The following is a 15,537-nucleotide window of genomic DNA, read 5'->3' as shown; positions in this document are numbered from 1 at the left end:
AGCCCGCTTGCACCACGTCTCCGGTGCCGGCGATCGCACCGCCGATCACGACGTGATTCGCGCGGTTGAACACCAGCGTGCCGTGGTTGATGAACGCGCCGCTTCCGATGGCGCCGCCTACGGCGCCAACGCCGAGTTGCAGCGTGCCGCCGTCAATCTGCGTCACGCCGTTGAAGTTGCCGTTTGAGAAGATGACCAGGGTTCCGCCGCCCGTCTTGGCAAAGTGGCTGCCGTCTCCGCCCAGCACCCCATACACCAGCGATTGCCGTCCGTCTTCGATGTCGATCGCGCCGGTGCTGTTGACGACCACGTCACGATGGAGGGCGGCATCGTCCTGGACCTGCAGCGTTCCGCCGTCCAGCGTCACGGCAACGTCCACGATGCCAAGACTGTGGTCGTCGGCGATGGCCAACGTGCCGCCCCTGATGCGCCATGGCGTGCGTGCCTGCGAGGGCAGATTGATCAATTGCCATGTCCCTTCGGAGGTTTTCTCGAAAGCAGAGAAGCCCTGGTAGACGTCCTCGCTGGCAACGTACGCTGCGCCGCCCAACTTCCACACGTCGAAGGCCACTGAAGAGCCGGTCATCGGGTCGACGCTCGCCGCGCCGTCGAGCACGAGCGTGTTGTTGGTGGATCGGGTGGCATCCACCATGCCCCGGATTTCGCTGCCGGCCTGCAACCGCAGCACCGAATTGTGGGCCGTGTCGGCGTACAGGATCGCCACCGATTGCGCCGACCCCGTGCCTGGGACAATGCGGCCGGAGTTCGTGATCACGGTGTCGGCGCCCACGACGTGTATGCCATAGCCGCCCAACGACGTACCGCCAGCGCCAGACCCATTGGGTCCGCCCACGGCGCCGCCGCCTCTGCCTCCCAAGCCGCCGGGTGCGCCCCCCCCGCCGCCTCCGGCGCCGGTCTCGTTCCCCGTCGCGGACCCGCCGTCCGTGCCATTCAGGTTGGTGGACGCGCCGGGCTGCCCGCCGGCCGCGCCCAAGACTGTACCGCCGCCGTGCCCGGCCGCCCCCCCGCAACCACTACCGGCGCCAGCGCCGCTTCCGCAACCAAAGGGATTGATGCTGCCTCCCGCCCCGCCGCCGCCACCGCCATATTGATGGTTGCCCGCGGTCCCATCCAGCCCTGGCTGACCGCCGTTGCCGCCGTCGCCTGGCAGCATGGGCACGCCACTCAAGGGAATATCGCCGCCACCGCCGCCACCGCCGCCCGCGCCGCCCACGCCATCGCCGCCTCGCCCTCCTGCGGCCGACCCCAGGTTGAACGAGCTGCCGCCGCCGCCGCCGCCGCCGCCACCGGCCCCCCCTTGCAGCAGGTCGCGGTTGGTCAACACCGCGCCGTCCGCGGCCAGCTCGACGCCGTGCCCGCCCTGGCCGCCATTGCCCCCGTCTCCGCCGCTGCCGCTCACCAGGCCCCCGCCTCCACCGCCGCCTCCTCCCCCGCCGCCAGCGCCGCCGATCAGGCGTTCCGCGTTGACGAAGGGCGTGGTGTCCGTGATCACGACTGCCGTGTGCCCCGCGCCGCCATCGCCGCCCCGCATGCCGGTCGCGCCACCCAGGCCGGCCACACCGCTTTCACCGATGATGTCCGCCAGCGCGGAGACCGGCGCCAGCAACGCCATGCCCGCGATGAAACACGTTGCGCGGCGGCGTTTGAACCCACTTGGGCCAGCGTTTCCGAAACCGGTGAATAGGGATGTCGTTGTTTTGACGTGGCCGGTTTCGGCTGAAACCGAATGCACACCGTTTCCCACAAACTCGTACCGTGAACGCATTTGCCCTCCATGCACAGATTGGCTGATAAAACCGCATCGACATCGCCTCGCACGCCGGGACGAGAAGCGCAACAACCCCTCTCATCGGAGGCGAACGACACAAGCGGTTTGCAATAGGGGTGAATGCTAGGAAACTCTTCAAAATAAATATTGAGCACAAATACTCAGATTTAATCCGGTTACCTAAGAATTAACGTTTCTGTATATCGATCTTTTGATTGACGCGCGCCGAAATTAATATTCCGCTATAAGGCGAGATTTTTTAATATTTTTATTAATACCGTCACATCGATCGAAATACTCGCGACGCGGCCTGGATCAACGACAGCATGGATTCATTGCATGTCGGCACGCCGTGTCGATGCCCAGGCCACCCACCGCGACCGCGCGCCCTCGCCCGCGGGTAAGGGCGCCCGGCAATCGGCGCTACAATCCGCGCCGGATTTCCGCTGCGTGCGCCCTGCGCCACCCGGCCCGCGCCCAAGCGCATGGCATTGCCCCCGACAAGCCAGGCGAACCCTGTCGCACTTCCCCCCACCCCATTGATCGTTTGTCCGGTCGCACCGGATGCTTTGTGCTGTTCTGGAAATCGAGGATTTCATGTCTCGGCAGTTGTTGGGCCTGGTGCTCGGGCCCCTTCTTGGCTTGTTCGTTGTCTGCATCGGCAACGCCTTCATCTCTTCCCTGACGACCTTGCAGTTGGACGCGGCCGGCGAATCGGCCACCGTCATCGGCATCATTTCGTCGTCATACTTTATCGGCCTGACGCTGGGCGCGATCTTCAATGACCGCCTGATCCTGCGCATCGGCCATATCCGCGCCTACAGCAGCTTTGCCTCGCTCATCGCCGTGACGGTGCTGCTGCAGGGACTGATCTTCAACCGCGAAGCCTGGTTCGTGCTGCGCCTGATCAACGGCTGGGCGAGCGTGGGCGTATTCCTGGTCGTGGAAAGCTGGCTGCTGCTGGCGGGCGATGCCAAGGTGCGCGGGCGGCTGCTGGCGCTGTACATGATTGCGCTGTATGGCTCGGGCATGCTGGGCCAGCTGGAACTGGGCGCCATCACTCAGCTGGGGCCAATGGCGCCGTTCATGGTGGCCGGCCTGCTGGCGTCGCTGTCCGTGATGCCCATGGTCATCATTCCGCGCGTCTCGCCGCTGGTGGAACGCGTCGAGCCGTTGCTGCCGCAGCATCTGGCGCGCATGACGCCCACGGGCGTGATGGGCTGCTTCGGGTCAGGCGTCGCGATTGCCGCCGTCTACACGCTGCTGCCGCTGTATCTGCAGCGCATTGGGCTGGACGTTGCCGAGGTCGGCAAGATGATGGGCGCCGTGATCCTGGGCGCCATGGTCCTGCAGTATCCGGTGGGGCGCTGGTCGGACCGGCGCGACCGTCAGGTGGTGCTGATCGCGTTGGCCGTGTTCTGCGCCGTTCTCAGCCTGCTGATCCTGTTGCTGCCGCCCGCCTCGCCGCTGCTGATGCCGCTGTTGTTCCTGCTGGGCGGCGGCGTCTTTGCCATTTATCCGGTGGCCGTCAGCCATGCGGCGGATCGCGCGCCCGCCGACGCGCTGGTGCGCATGATCCAGGGCTTGCTGCTCATTAATTCGCTGGGCTCGGCGCTCAGCCCCCTGGCCATCTCGCCCGTGATGACGAAGTTCGGCGAAGCGGGTCTGTTCTGGTGCTTTGCGCTGCTCAACCTTGGGCTGGTCACCTTTTTCGTCTGGCGCCGCAACGAGCGCCCGGCGCCGGCGCCGGTGGCGCCCTTTGCAGCGGCCGCGCAGATGTCGCCAGTGGGAGTGGAACTGCGCGTGACCGAAGACCTGTTCCAGGGCGCGCTGGACCACGAGATGACCGAGGACCTGACCCACGCGGTGCCCGGCGCCGAGGCAGCCGAGCCCGTGCTTTCCACAGTGCAGGAGGTCCCGCCGGCGGCCTGACCGGCGGCTGCATCAGCCGCGCTGGTTCAACGCGCGCGCAATGCGGTTGCGCGCCACCGTCGTGCGCGGCACCTTGAACGGGAACCAGCTGCGCACGTCCTCTTCCAGCCCGATGCCGTGCATGAAGTTGTAGATGGCCTTCTTCAGGCCTTTGCCCAGCGCGTCGTGATCCACGCCCGTGGGGTCATGAAAGCCCACATCGTTCTTGGCAAACGTGACCTCGGGCAAGGGTTTGAGCTTGATGCCGTATTCGTCCGGATTCTGACCCACCGGCGAATGCACCGTACAGGCGAAGCGGTGAAAGAACCCGCTCTGGATGCAGTCGTTTTCGAATAGCTGGCGCACGTACTCCAGCGCATCGACGGTGTCCTGCACGGTCTGCGTCGGAAAACCGTACATCAGGTAGGCATGCACCAGCACCCCGGCATCGCTGAACGCACGCGTCACGCGCGCCACCTGGTCGATCGACACGCCCTTTTTCATCAGGTTCAGCAGCCGGTCAGAGGCGACCTCCAAGCCGCCGGAAACCGCAATGCAGCCGCTATCGGCCAGCAGTTCACACAGTTCCGGGCTGAAGGTCTTTTCGAAGCGGATGTTGCCCCACCAGGAAATCCCGGTGTTGCGTTCGATCAGCTCGGCGGCCAGGGCCTTGAGCGCCTTGGGCGGCGCAGCCTCATCGACGAAGTGAAAACCCGTCTGCCCTGTCTCGGCCACGATGGCTTCGATGCGATCGGCCAGCACGGAAGCCGACGCCCCCTCATAGCGGCCGATGTAGTCCAGCCCCACGTCGCAGAAGCTGCACTTCTTCCAGTAACAGCCGTGCGCGACGGTCAGCTTGTTCCAACGCCCATCGCTCCAGAGCCGATGCATCGGGTTAAGCATGTCGAGCAGCGACAGATAGCGATCCAGCGGCAGGCCGTCCCACGTGGGCGTGCCCACTTCGGCAAATGCAACGTCAGGCTCGACCAGGTTGACGTAGCGCACCGCACCGCTGTCGGCATCGCGCACGAAGGTGCGCACCAGGCGCTGACGCGATCGCTTGCCCTGCACGTGTTCCAGCAGCGCCAGCAGCGGCCGCTCGCCGGCGTCCAGCGTGACGAAATCGAAGTAATCGAACACGCGCGGGTCTTTCAGTTCGCGCAATTCGGTGTTGACGAAGCCGCCGCCCAGCACGGTAACGATGCTGGGATCCTGTGCCTTGATCGCCTGTGCGATACGAAACGCGGCGTACACCGCGCCGGGAAACGGCACCGACAGCAGGACCATGGTCGGCGTATGGCGCGCCAGCGCGGCCTCGGTAAGCTCGCGCAGCGTTTCGTCCACCAGGTTTAGCGGGGCATCCAGCGCCTGGGCCAGCGGATCGAACGTGGGCTGGCTGCCCGCAAGCGACTCGGCATAGCGCACAAATTCAAAGCGCGGATCGATCGCGTCGCGCAGCACGTCGGCCAGGTCGTTCAGGTACAGCGTGGCCAGGTGCTTGGCCCGATCCTGCAACCCCAGCGCGCCGAACGCCCAGCCCAGCGGATCGCCGCCGTCCTCGTCCAGATAGACGTCCAGCGTCGCAAAGCGCGGCCCTTCGGGCAGGTAGTTGCGCCCCGCAATGCGATGCGCCAGCGTGGGGTCGCGGCCTTGCAGAAAGCCGATCACCGGGCCGATGGTGGCCAGATAACGCGCCTGCATGGCGACGAATGCCTGGATGGGCTGCGTGTGCTTTTCAAGGGGCAGCGCGTCGATGCGGCTTGCCACGGCCCGCAGGCCGTCGGCCGAGAGCAGGCGCAGCACCAGGGCCAGCGCCAGATCTTCCTGGAACGCAGTGACGTCGCGCGACCGCAGGAAGCCGGTCAGATAGGCGGTGGACGGATAGGGAGTGTTCAGCTGCGTCATCGGTGGAATCACCGACAGCACGCGCAAAGGCAAGGTCGACATGAGGCACGGCAGGGCTGCCGTCAAAAAGCGGGGATCGGTGCAATTATAGGCAGCGCGGCGGGCGGGGACGGACCCCGCCTTACAGCACCCCGTCCAGCCAATCCAGCACGCGGCGATTCAACAGCGACCGGTTCGCGGACTCGCAGTGATCGCCCGCCCCCTCTTGCGCCGAGAAGCGCAGCAGCGTCTTGGGACAGCGCAGCTTATCGAAGAACTGCTCAGTGCCGGCGGCCAGCGGGTCGTTTTCGGCCAGCGTCATCAGCGTGGGACACCGAAGGCCTTCGATGCGGCCGTCCATCGTAAAGGGCTCCACCGCGCGCAGATAGTCGCGCAGGTTGTCCACGCCGTGCACCCAGAAGCCGCGCTGCACGATCTTCCACGTGAGCGTGCGACTGGCCATGACGAACTCCCACATGCGGTCGATGACGGCTTGCGGGAGTTCTCCCAGATTCATCGCATTGTCCGGGCTGGCGCCCAGCTTGACCGCCAGGGGCCGGAATGAGCCGGCGATGCTCCACTGGCCCGGATCGGCAATGCAGGCGGCCAGGCGCGGTTCGCCCGAGGCGGCGCGCGGCGCCAGATGACCGCCCAGGCTCCAGCCGCTGAGCGCGATGCGCGTCGCATCGACGATCGGCAGCGCGACGGCGTAGTCCACCACCGCGCTCACCACCGTCTCCCAATCGGGACGCATGGGCACGCCCTGTTCGTACAGTGTGCCGCCCTGCCCGGGGCCGTCGAACACCAAGGCGTGGTAGCCCCGTCGCGTGGCGGCGACTGCGCTCGCGAAATACATGTCCGTCACCGTGGCGTCATAACCGTTGGTGAAGATGACCAGCGGCCTGACGGCGGTCTCGTAGCCTTCGGCCGGCACCAGGTAGGCGGGCAGGCGTGCGCCCTCCAGCGCAATGCTCAGGAGGTGGACAGGATGCGGCGAGAGCGCCAGGCCCCGGTCAAACGCGGCCATCTGCGTGCGATAGGCATTCAGCAGCCGAGGATCGGCGGGCGCGCCGTACAGGGGCCGGTACGCCGTCGCGTAGAAGGCGCTGGCGCGCAGATACAGCGCGCGCGCGCTGGCCATGAGCTGGCGGGCTTCGGCATCTTGCGCCTCGCCAGCCAGCCGGTCGCCCGCCGCCATCCAGGCCTCAAAAAACGCGTCGTCGTCGCCGTTGCCCACCGCGCGGCCCACGGCCAGGATTTCCCCCAGGTCCGCCCCGCCATAGGGCATGTAGGCGACGGGCCGCATGCCGAAATCGTCGTGCAATTCATTTTGGAAAGCCAGGCCCATGGGGTTCTCCGAAGTCAGGGCGGCGATGGCGCCGCAATCACAATCTTCAAACCGGCGGACTATCGTTCAATACGGCAGGCCGGCCGGCTGGCACATTGCGCGGGTCCCTCATTATGGCAACCGAAGGAGTCATCCATGCCCATCAATGCGACCCCCACGCCCGGCGCCAAGCTGCTGTCCCCGCACGATCACACGCTCATCATGATCGACTTCCAGCCGCAGATGGCGTTTGCCACCCATTCTATCGATGCCGTCACGCTGCGCAGCAACGCCGCGCTGGTGGCCCATGCCGCCGCCGGCTTTGGCGTGTCCGCCATTCTGACGACCGTTGCCGAAAAGGGCTTTTCGGGCCCCATGTTCGAGGAAGTCACCACCCCGTTTCCCGGCCAGCCGCTGCTGGACCGCACGTCCATGAACACCTGGGAGGACGCCGCCGTCATCAAGCAGGTCAATGAGATCGGCAAGAAGCGCATCGTGCTGGCTGGCCTGTGGACCAGCGTCTGCATCGTCGGCCCGGCCCTGTCCGCGCTGGACCAGGGCTTCCAGGTCTACGTCATCACCGATGCCTGCGGCGACGTGTCGGACGAAGCCCACAACCGCGCCATTGAGCGTATCGTTCAGGCAGGCGGCCAGCCCATCACGGCACTGCAGTACCTGCTGGAAATGCAGCGCGACTGGGCGCGCATCGATACTTACGACATGACGACCGGCATCGCCAGAAAATTCGGCGGCGCCTATGGCCTGGGCATCATCTACGCCAAGTCCATGTTCAACGCCCACGAAGGCTGACAGGAGCTCACCCATGAAGGTCTACCTTGTTTCGCTGGGACTCGGCCTGCTGGTCGGTATCATCTATGCCCTGTTCAATGTGCGCTCGCCCGCGCCGCCCGTGATCGCCCTGGTGGGCCTGCTAGGCATCCTGGCGGGGGAACAGATCCCCCCGCTGGTCAAACGCTTGCTTGCGGACGAGCCCACCCGCACTTCGTTCATTCATGAACAGGTAAAACCGCATATGTTCGGCGAACTGCCAAGCTGCCCCAAGCCTTCCGCCGACGCTTCCCGCCAACCCGCCGACGCATGTGGAGACAAGCGCAATGGCTGATACCCTGGATCCCGCGCGCCAAGGCGCCCCCGACCTCATCCTGCATCAGGGCCGGTTCACCACCCTGGACTCCGCCAATCCTACCGCCGACGCGGTCGCCATCAAGGACGGCCGGTTCACGCGCGTGGGCGCCGCCGGCGACATCCTGCCGCTGGCAGGCCCAGCCACCCGCGTCATCGCGCTGGGCGGACGCGGCGTGCTACCCGGACTGATCGACAACCACCTGCACATCATCCGTGGCGGCCTGAACTACAACATGGAACTGCGATGGGACGGCGTGACCAGCCTGGCCGACGCCATGGCCATGCTGCGCCGCCAGGTGGCCATTACGCCCGCGCCGCAGTGGGTGCGCGTGGTCGGCGGCTTTACCGAACACCAATTTGCGGAAAAACGCCTGCCCACCATCGAAGAGCTGAACGCCGTGGCGCCCGATACGCCGGTGTTCATCCTGCACCTGTACGATCGGGCGCTGCTGAACGCCGCGGCCCTGCGCGCCGTCGGCTACGACAAGAACACCCCGGCGCCCCCCGGCGGTGAGATCGTGCGCGATTCCGCGGGCAACCCGACCGGCCTGCTGCTCGCCAAGCCCAACGCATCGATCCTGTACGCCACGCTGGCCAAAGGGCCCAAGCTGCCGTTCGAGTACCAGGTCAATTCCACCCGCCACTTCATGCGCGAGCTGAACCGCCTGGGCGTCACGGGCGCCATCGATGCCGGCGGGGGCTTTCAAAACTACCCCGAGGACTACCAGGTCATCCAGCAACTGGCCGACGCCGGCCAACTGACGATCCGCCTGGCCTACAACCTGTTCACGCAAAAGCCCAAGCAGGAAAAGGAAGACTTCCTGAACTGGACGGCCACTTCGCAGTACAAGCAAGGCACCGATTATTTCCGCCACAACGGCGCGGGCGAAATGCTGGTGTTTTCCGCCGCCGACTTCGAAGACTTCCGCCAACCGCGCCCCGAAATGGGACCGGAGATGGAGGGTGAACTTGAGGAAGTGGTGCGCATCCTGGCGCAGAACCGCTGGCCGTGGCGTATGCACGCCACCTACGACGAGACCATCGCGCGGTCGCTCGACGTATTCGAGCGCGTGAACAAGGACGTGCCGCTTGCCGGGCTGAATTGGTTCTTCGACCACGCCGAGACCATCTCAGAACGCTCCATCGACCGCATCGCCGCCCTGGGCGGCGGCGTGGCCGTGCAGCATCGCATGGCCTACCAAGGCGAATACTTCGTCGAACGCTACGGGCCGGGCGCCGCTGAGGCGACGCCCCCCGTCAAGCGCATGCTCGACAAAGGCGTCAACGTGTCGGCCGGCACCGACGCCACCCGCGTGGCTTCCTACAACCCGTGGGTATCGCTGTCGTGGCTCATCACCGGAAAGACGGTGGGCGGCCTGCGCCTGACGCCGCAGCGCAACTGCCTGGACCGCGATGCCGCCCTGCGCATGTGGACCGAGAACGTCACCTGGTTCTCCAACGAGCAAGGCAAAAAGGGCCGCATCGCCGTCGGCCAGCTGGCCGACCTGGTCGTGCCGGATCGCGACTTCTTCTCGTGCCCCGAGTCCGATATCGCGGACACGAGCAGCCTGCTCACCGTTGTGGGCGGCAAAGTGGTCTGGGGTGCGGGCGAGTTCTCGGCGCATGACGAAGCCGCCCCGCCGCCCGCCATGCCCGACTGGTCGCCCACACGTCTGTTCGGCGGCTACGGCGCCTGGGGCGACAGCGAAGGCAAGCCGCTGCAGGCCACCTTGCGCGAGGCCGCGGCCGCCTGCGCCTGCGCCAACGACTGCAACGTCCACGGCCACCAGCACGCCGGCGCCTGGGCCAGCAAACTGCCCGTCTCCGACCTGAAAGGGTTCTGGGGCGCCCTGGGCTGCGCCTGCTGGGCAGTCTAGGGATGCACCACGCGGCCGAGGCGTCACCCCCTCGGCCGCAAGCGATTCGCCTGAACCTTCACTTGGCGGTGATCCCCCCTTCGCGGATGACCTTTGCCCATTGGTCGATTTCGGCGTTCAGGCGCGCCTTGGAAGCGTCCACATCAAGCGGGTCCGCGTAAACACCTTGCTGCAGCATCTGCGCCTTGGCATCGTCCTTGGCCAGCGCCGTGGTCAGCGCCTTGTTGATCTTGGCCACGATGGGAGCCGGCGTACCGGCCGGCGCCATCACCCCGAAGAGCGAACTGACATTGAAACCGCTGAACCCCTGCTCCTCGGCGGTGGGAATGTCCGGCAGCATCGAGATGCGCTGCGGCGTAAGCACGGCCAACGGACGGAGCTGGCCCGATTTGATGAAGGAGATCGCGGCGGGAACCGTCTCGGTCATCGTCTCGACCTGCCCACCGACCAGGTCGGTCATGGCCGGGCCGCTGCCGCGATAGGCCACGTGCACGATGTTGACACCCGCGATCTGCTTGAACAGCTCCATGGCCATGCGCTGCGGCGCGCCGGCGCCCGACGAGGCGAAGTTGAGCTTCCCCGGATTCGCCTTGGCGTAGGTCACCAGTTCGTCCAGCGACTTGATGGGCAGCTTGGGATTGACCACGGCCACCAGCGGCACGAAGCCGACCACCCCAGCGGGCGCGAAGTCCTTACGCAGGTCGTACGCAATGCTGTCTTTCTCCAGGGTCGCCATGACCGAGTGCGAGGTCAAGGCGCCCATGAGAAGCGTGTAGCCGTCGGGCTGGGCGCGCGCCACCTCGGCGGCGCCGATGTTGCCGCCTGCCCCGCCCCGGTTCTCAATGACAACCTGCCCGCCGATCTCTTCGCTCAGACGCTGACCCACGATGCGCCCGATCACGTCGGTCGCCCCGCCCGGCGGATAAGGAATGATCAGGCGAATGGGTTTGCTGGGATAGTTGTCAGCGGCCTGCGCGGATGCAAGGCCGGGGACGGCGAACACGGCGGCCGCGATGTAGGTGGCCGCAACAATGCTGATGCGCCTGCGCGCAGCGTGCTTACAGATCATGGTTGTCTCCCGTTGCGTTCTTATGGCTAGAAAGCTTTAAGCGCATATTCGCAAACTCTCGCCTGCGCAAAGAGAAAAACTTTTATGGTCTGTCTAAAAAATCCTTGCGGGTCTTAGGCCATTTGGATGAGGGAACGGGGGCTGCCCGAGAACGACGCGCTTCATGGCAGTCCGCCGGGTTGTCCCGCGCAAACGCGATTCAAGGCGCGGTGCGCGACTCGAGATCGATATCAGCCGGCCATTGGACTTTGGGCGCAAGACGCAGGGCTAAGTGATAGGGGGGCACGTCGTTGTTCCAGTCACGAGGCGGGTTTGGGTACTGGGGTAACGCCCCCGGCCCCTGGTTCATGAACGCGCGCGCCATGGCCCACATGTGTTCGCCGTTGGCGTTGCTGCCGGCTAGTTGAAAGCGGTCAATGACGTGATTGGTGCCCGGCGCCACCACAGCGATATCAACGCCCCACGCGAAGATCGGCACACCACTGGGACTCGGCGCCTTGCGGCTCCAGGCTTCGGCTCGGAGGTCTTTCCAGTCGAATGCCACCGGGCGAACACCCCAGCCTTGTCGACTAATGGGTCCGCCGCTGTGGAACCGATAAACGTAGATCTTGCCGCGCTTGCGATTGAATCGAATGGGCTCGTCTCGCGGGGGCAGAATGCCCGTTCGAAGCATTCCAACACCACCGATCAACATGCCAATCGCGAGGACTAACGTCAGGAAAAACCAAAATGGATCTGTTTTGAGCTCTCTCATGCTCAACGTCATGATCAAAGCGATCGAACATGGAAACACGCCAAGCGCGGAAAGAACTACAACGGTGCGATTCAACAGACGTGAAGTATGCAGCTCTAGACAGATATCGCTAACGAAATTGGGTGGCATACCAACAGGGGGCATGCGTTCATTTGGAGGGCAGTCTGGGGTGGGCAGATCGGCGCGCCATCCCGTAGTCGGTTTATCCAACAGCGGTTTGCTAGCGCTCATTATTTAACTTCCACCAATTCCGTCCGCGCCATCATCTCGGCGTCGTGGGCGTTCGGTAGATACTCAACGCGCACTCTTGCCGTATCAATATCGTTCGCTATAGACAATTCGATGTTTCCGTGGACGACTAGAAAGTTGGTTTGGTCTCCCTCTGCTGCCGTAACCACCCTCTCCGCAATGGTTGGATTGGTGCTATCGGGGAGGTAGTCCAATCGTTTTAACCGCGTGCGCTGCTGGTCTGGTTTAGGACCATCGTCCGGATGCACTCCTGAGGCGAGAACTTGCTCACCGGAGTAGCGATTTACGATAAGTTGCCACTTATAAGCCGCACGGGAGGCGTCGTATCTGGGAATCACAATCTGATACTTGAGTCGTGGAATAACTGCGAGTCCCGCCTCCATTCCCCCCATAGCAGCCGCCATTCCCTCGTAGTGCGATACACGCACGTCCGAGTCAAAAGCCAGATATACATCCACGCCAATGACGGCAGCGTTTAATGCGGCCACTGCCGAATTTGCATCGGAAAACTTGTGGTCCTTAGCCATTCCAAAGTAACTGTAGTAACTCCAACGCTCCAGAGGAGACGACTCGGCTTCTTCTCCGAATTTCCAAAATGCATACGCCACCACCCCCGCAAGAATCGCCCAGCCGACGGGCCCGAGGATCCAATTTGCGCTCAAGATGGCCGTCGATTTAAAGTAAAGCGCATATGTCATGAATAATGCCCCCCCGGCGTAAAAGGCAGACGATCTGAAATACCAGGTTTGAGCCGAAATCCCGCTCGCAGCCGCCGCACGTCCTGCAGCCCTGAAGGATGCAATAGCGTCAACAAATCCAGAAATAGCGCCGAGGATTCCACCAAACCGTGCCAGTGCTCTACCGGCGTCTGCAACCAGGCTGATGGCCCCACCCCCCGTTGCAGGAACGAGAAGCACTTTCCGCGCGTGTTCGGCGCTGCCCTTCATCGTCAGTCCCACTACCTCAATACTTCCCCCCAACACCCCGATCGACGCCGAGTACACCGCCAGCACGGCTTCTTCGTGTTTGGCTCCAAAGGCGACATCCACGGCCTCAACCGATTTGCGCAAACCCTGCGCTAGTAGGTACGTGCCGCCAACAGCAACCAACAATTCAGCGCTTCCGACCGTTCCTCGGGCAATCGCAGCAGCACTGCGCGCGCCCCTCAACCCGGAGCGTGCAAGGTCGGCAGCCTGCAACGCGCTGAGCTGAAGACCGGCCAAGGCCTTGCGCGCCTCCGGCTCCAGCGTACCCGCCAGCACCTTGAGTTCGCTCAGCGCTTCGCCAGCCCGGCGCGTAGCATCTCCGATGACCTCTCCCGTTTGCTGGATGGCGTCCTGGGCAACGCCGCCAAAGCGCTTGCGCAGGTCATTTGCATTACCTTCGACCCACAGCACCACGTCGACCATTTGCTCCGCCAACTTGGGATCGCTCAGGGCCAGACTGAGGACACCAGCAGTCAGCACCGAACGCACTTGCTTGTGCGCCTTACCGGTCGCTTTCTCAATGGCCGCTGCAAGCCTGTTTCGGTCTTCCCCGATCTGCTTGCACATCAACGTGTAGAACTCGCCCAGCTTCATCTGAACGGCGACCTGGGTCATGTAAGTGCGCGAATACAGCAAGAGCAACGCGCTGTTCACGCACGTGGCGACGTTGCGCACGCCGGCATCAACCTTCAGTTCCAGTCGGCTCACCGCGCCGTTGTAAGCCGCCAGCACGCTGGCGATTGCGTCCTGAACGTTAGACCAGATGAGTTTGTTGCCCAGGTCGCTACTGTTCATGATCTTGGTGACCGGGGCGTAGAGCTTGCCGAAGTCGTTCCAATCCAGTTCGCCCTGATTGCTGAACGTGGGGACCAGGCTTTGCATCAGGTTTTGGTCAAGCGCGAGCAAGGTCTTGAACACAATGCTCTGCCCATCCTTGATCCAGGCTTCCCAAGCGCGCGCCGACGGCCCGGAGACGGGTCGAATATTGCCCTCGGCATCGGGTTTAGGCGTTGCTTCGGTGATGCCCCCGCTCAGGCACAGCTCCATCGTGCGGATGTAACCCAATACTGAGTACGCATTTTGCGCATCGTAGTCATAGTGCTCCGCCAGACGGAACATCGGGTTGTTAAGGATCTGGTCTGTGTACAGTTCGGCAAGCTTATCCACTTGCGTCTGCAACCGCGCCTTGTGCGCTTCGAACGCCCTCTCCCAACTGGCGCGCGCCGCTTCGTCGTATCGCTCATCAAGGCGCGCAAGCAGCTTCCCAGCCTTGTGCTCGACCTGTTCGGCTCGCTCGCGAGCGGGATCGCCGAATACCGGCGGCCCGCCAGACTCGCTAGGCATCATCTGCCAGGCCACATTTGGGCTAGCGGCGATGGCGTCGTCCGCGGCCACCTTGCAAAGTTCACGCAGACGTTTGAGGCTTTCGGACGTGAAGAATTTGTAGTTGTTGAGCGGGTCTGCCTCATAAGCCTGCCGCTCCCTTAGCCAACCCAGGCGCTGATGATTGATTTCCTGGACCAACCCGACCGGGTCGGGCAGGACCAACGCCAACACGCCGTTCGGCAACTGCTCGCGCTGTGTCTGGGTCCGCACGAAACCCTCTAGCGCGTTCAAGCGATGATTGCGCGAGCAAAAGCCGTGCACGCTGACAAAATCGCCGATCGTGGGCGTGGCGTATTCCAGTACCTGCTGATCGACCTGAAGGCTCTGCTCCATCATTGCGATGCCTACGCTCGCGGGGTCGTTGCGGGCAGTCTGTAAGTCAAGCTCGTAAAACCTGGCGGCCACTGGCGACTTTTCGCCCGCGAAACTGTGGAGATAGCGATTCAATACGCGGTCGGACCACGGATCGCTGGAAAACGCGATCCACGCGGTCTTGAACAGTTTGGTATCGATGTTGATGAAAGAAGCGGGGACGTCGTGGTCTCGGTGGATGCATCTTTCGCTCAGCGGCTCTGGCGCTGCCCGCGGCATGGCAAATGGGTTGAACTGGCGAAGCGCCCCGTCGGGCGTCACCTCATAGGCCTGCCACTCTTGTTTGTCGAGCAGCACATAGAGATACCCTTCACGCAGGGCACGCGGCTGGTCGAGCCGCATCGGCACGGCAGCCAGATCGCCGCCGCCGGCAAGCGGCCGCTTTGATGTGGCGGTGGGCGTGGGCGCGTAGGCCAATCGCAACGGAAGAATCGGCAGCCCAGTGCGTTCGCAGGCGTTGCATGTGCCCGTAGGGTTGGGTAGCGCTTGGCGGATCGCCAGGCCCAGGGTCTTGCTGACGCTCATAAGTTCCTTTGCTTGGCGCAGTGAGGCCGTATTCGGTGATGACCTCCCGCCTCAATGCAAACGCTGTGCCAGCTAGGTTGCGTCGTTTCCGTTGTCCTTTCTTATCAACTGCTTAGGCGTGTTCCGCCGCCAAGCATGGCGATCTCAATCTCGTCGCAACAGCGATAGTGTTTTTTTCTTTGGATATTCGGGCCATTCGTGGCCCGAACATCCTTAATGATTTGAAAACACACGAAAAAAATCGGGCCAACTTTGGCCCGGT

9 protein-coding genes and 1 pseudogene are annotated in these 15,537 nt (G+C 63.8%); 4 read left to right on the top strand and 6 right to left on the bottom strand.

The window, feature by feature from the left end; all coding sequences use genetic code 11:
* Positions 1-1,633, bottom strand: a pseudogene (locus KVT32_RS32050) (hypothetical protein); the annotation flags it as partial.
* 753 nt (positions 1,634-2,386) lie between these two features.
* On the opposite strand from KVT32_RS32050, the gene KVT32_RS02790 reads away from it, so the two are divergent.
* A complete protein-coding gene (locus KVT32_RS02790) occupies positions 2,387-3,721 on the top strand; it encodes an MFS transporter (protein ID WP_217617660.1) in 1,335 nt (444 codons plus the stop codon).
* 12 nt (positions 3,722-3,733) lie between these two features.
* On the opposite strand, the gene KVT32_RS02785 is transcribed toward KVT32_RS02790, so the two are convergent.
* Together KVT32_RS02785 and KVT32_RS02780 are read right to left on the bottom strand one after the other, a co-directional pair.
* On the bottom strand, positions 3,734-5,647 hold the full coding sequence (locus KVT32_RS02785; protein WP_217617659.1) for a radical SAM protein: 1,914 nt from the start codon (positions 5,645-5,647) through the stop codon (positions 3,734-3,736).
* A 79-nt stretch (positions 5,648-5,726) separates the two neighbouring features.
* Positions 5,727-6,932: a S9 family peptidase gene (locus KVT32_RS02780; RefSeq protein WP_152384544.1), complete on the bottom strand. Its 1,206-nt coding sequence runs from the start codon at positions 6,930-6,932 to the stop codon at positions 5,727-5,729.
* Between the two features lie 135 nt (positions 6,933-7,067).
* On the opposite strand from KVT32_RS02780, the gene KVT32_RS02775 reads away from it, so the two are divergent.
* The 3 genes from KVT32_RS02775 to KVT32_RS02765 are packed head-to-tail and all read left to right on the top strand — an operon-like array spanning position 7,068 to position 9,934.
* Positions 7,068-7,721, top strand: coding sequence for a hydrolase (locus KVT32_RS02775; RefSeq protein WP_152384545.1), 654 nt, complete (start codon positions 7,068-7,070; stop codon positions 7,719-7,721).
* Positions 7,722-7,734: 13 nt separating this feature from the next.
* A complete protein-coding gene (locus KVT32_RS02770) occupies positions 7,735-8,034 on the top strand; it encodes a XapX domain-containing protein (protein WP_108696431.1) in 300 nt (99 codons plus the stop codon).
* Positions 8,027-9,934, top strand: coding sequence for an amidohydrolase (locus KVT32_RS02765; RefSeq protein ID WP_152384546.1), 1,908 nt, complete (start codon positions 8,027-8,029; stop codon positions 9,932-9,934). Before KVT32_RS02770 ends, KVT32_RS02765 begins: the two co-directional genes overlap by 8 nt.
* 58 nt (positions 9,935-9,992) lie before the next feature.
* Here the strand turns inward: KVT32_RS02765 and KVT32_RS02760 are convergent, their stop codons facing one another.
* From KVT32_RS02760 to KVT32_RS02750, 3 genes are all read right to left on the bottom strand, one after another.
* Positions 9,993-11,003 (bottom strand): tripartite tricarboxylate transporter substrate binding protein, encoded by a 1,011-nt coding sequence (locus KVT32_RS02760; protein ID WP_152384547.1) that lies wholly within the window; start codon positions 11,001-11,003, stop codon positions 9,993-9,995.
* A 199-nt stretch (positions 11,004-11,202) separates the two neighbouring features.
* A complete protein-coding gene (locus tag KVT32_RS32045) occupies positions 11,203-11,988 on the bottom strand; it encodes a DUF6708 domain-containing protein (protein WP_254636725.1) in 786 nt (261 codons plus the stop codon).
* Positions 11,988-15,275 (bottom strand): T6SS effector BTH_I2691 family protein, encoded by a 3,288-nt coding sequence (locus tag KVT32_RS02750; RefSeq protein WP_152384548.1) that lies wholly within the window; start codon positions 15,273-15,275, stop codon positions 11,988-11,990. Before KVT32_RS02750 ends, KVT32_RS32045 begins: the two co-directional genes overlap by 1 nt.
* Between the last annotated feature and the right edge of the window lie 262 nt (positions 15,276-15,537).

The sequence above is a fragment of the Achromobacter sp. GbtcB20 genome, assembly GCF_019091095.1.
GTDB classification, from domain to species: Bacteria; Pseudomonadota; Gammaproteobacteria; order Burkholderiales; family Burkholderiaceae_B; genus Achromobacter; species Achromobacter mucicolens.
Note: the sequence above shows the minus strand (reverse complement) of the source record. Positions and strands in the feature narration are given on the sequence as shown.

What these genes read in the sequence shown, in the direction of transcription:
- KVT32_RS02770 (WP_108696431.1), top strand. Translation starts at nt 7,735, where the DNA reads ATGAAGGTCTACCTTGTTTCGCTGGGACTCGGCCTGCTGGTCGGTATC.
- KVT32_RS02785 (WP_217617659.1), bottom strand. Translation starts at nt 5,647, where the DNA reads ATGTCGACCTTGCCTTTGCGCGTGCTGTCGGTGATTCCACCGATGACG.
- KVT32_RS02765 (WP_152384546.1), top strand. Translation starts at nt 8,027, where the DNA reads ATGGCTGATACCCTGGATCCCGCGCGCCAAGGCGCCCCCGACCTCATC.
- KVT32_RS02750 (WP_152384548.1), bottom strand. Translation starts at nt 15,275, where the DNA reads ATGAGCGTCAGCAAGACCCTGGGCCTGGCGATCCGCCAAGCGCTACCC.
- KVT32_RS02790 (WP_217617660.1), top strand. Translation starts at nt 2,387, where the DNA reads ATGTCTCGGCAGTTGTTGGGCCTGGTGCTCGGGCCCCTTCTTGGCTTG.
- KVT32_RS02760 (WP_152384547.1), bottom strand. Translation starts at nt 11,003, where the DNA reads ATGATCTGTAAGCACGCTGCGCGCAGGCGCATCAGCATTGTTGCGGCC.
- KVT32_RS32045 (WP_254636725.1), bottom strand. Translation starts at nt 11,988, where the DNA reads ATGAGCGCTAGCAAACCGCTGTTGGATAAACCGACTACGGGATGGCGC.
- KVT32_RS02780 (WP_152384544.1), bottom strand. Translation starts at nt 6,932, where the DNA reads ATGGGCCTGGCTTTCCAAAATGAATTGCACGACGATTTCGGCATGCGG.
- KVT32_RS02775 (WP_152384545.1), top strand. Translation starts at nt 7,068, where the DNA reads ATGCCCATCAATGCGACCCCCACGCCCGGCGCCAAGCTGCTGTCCCCG.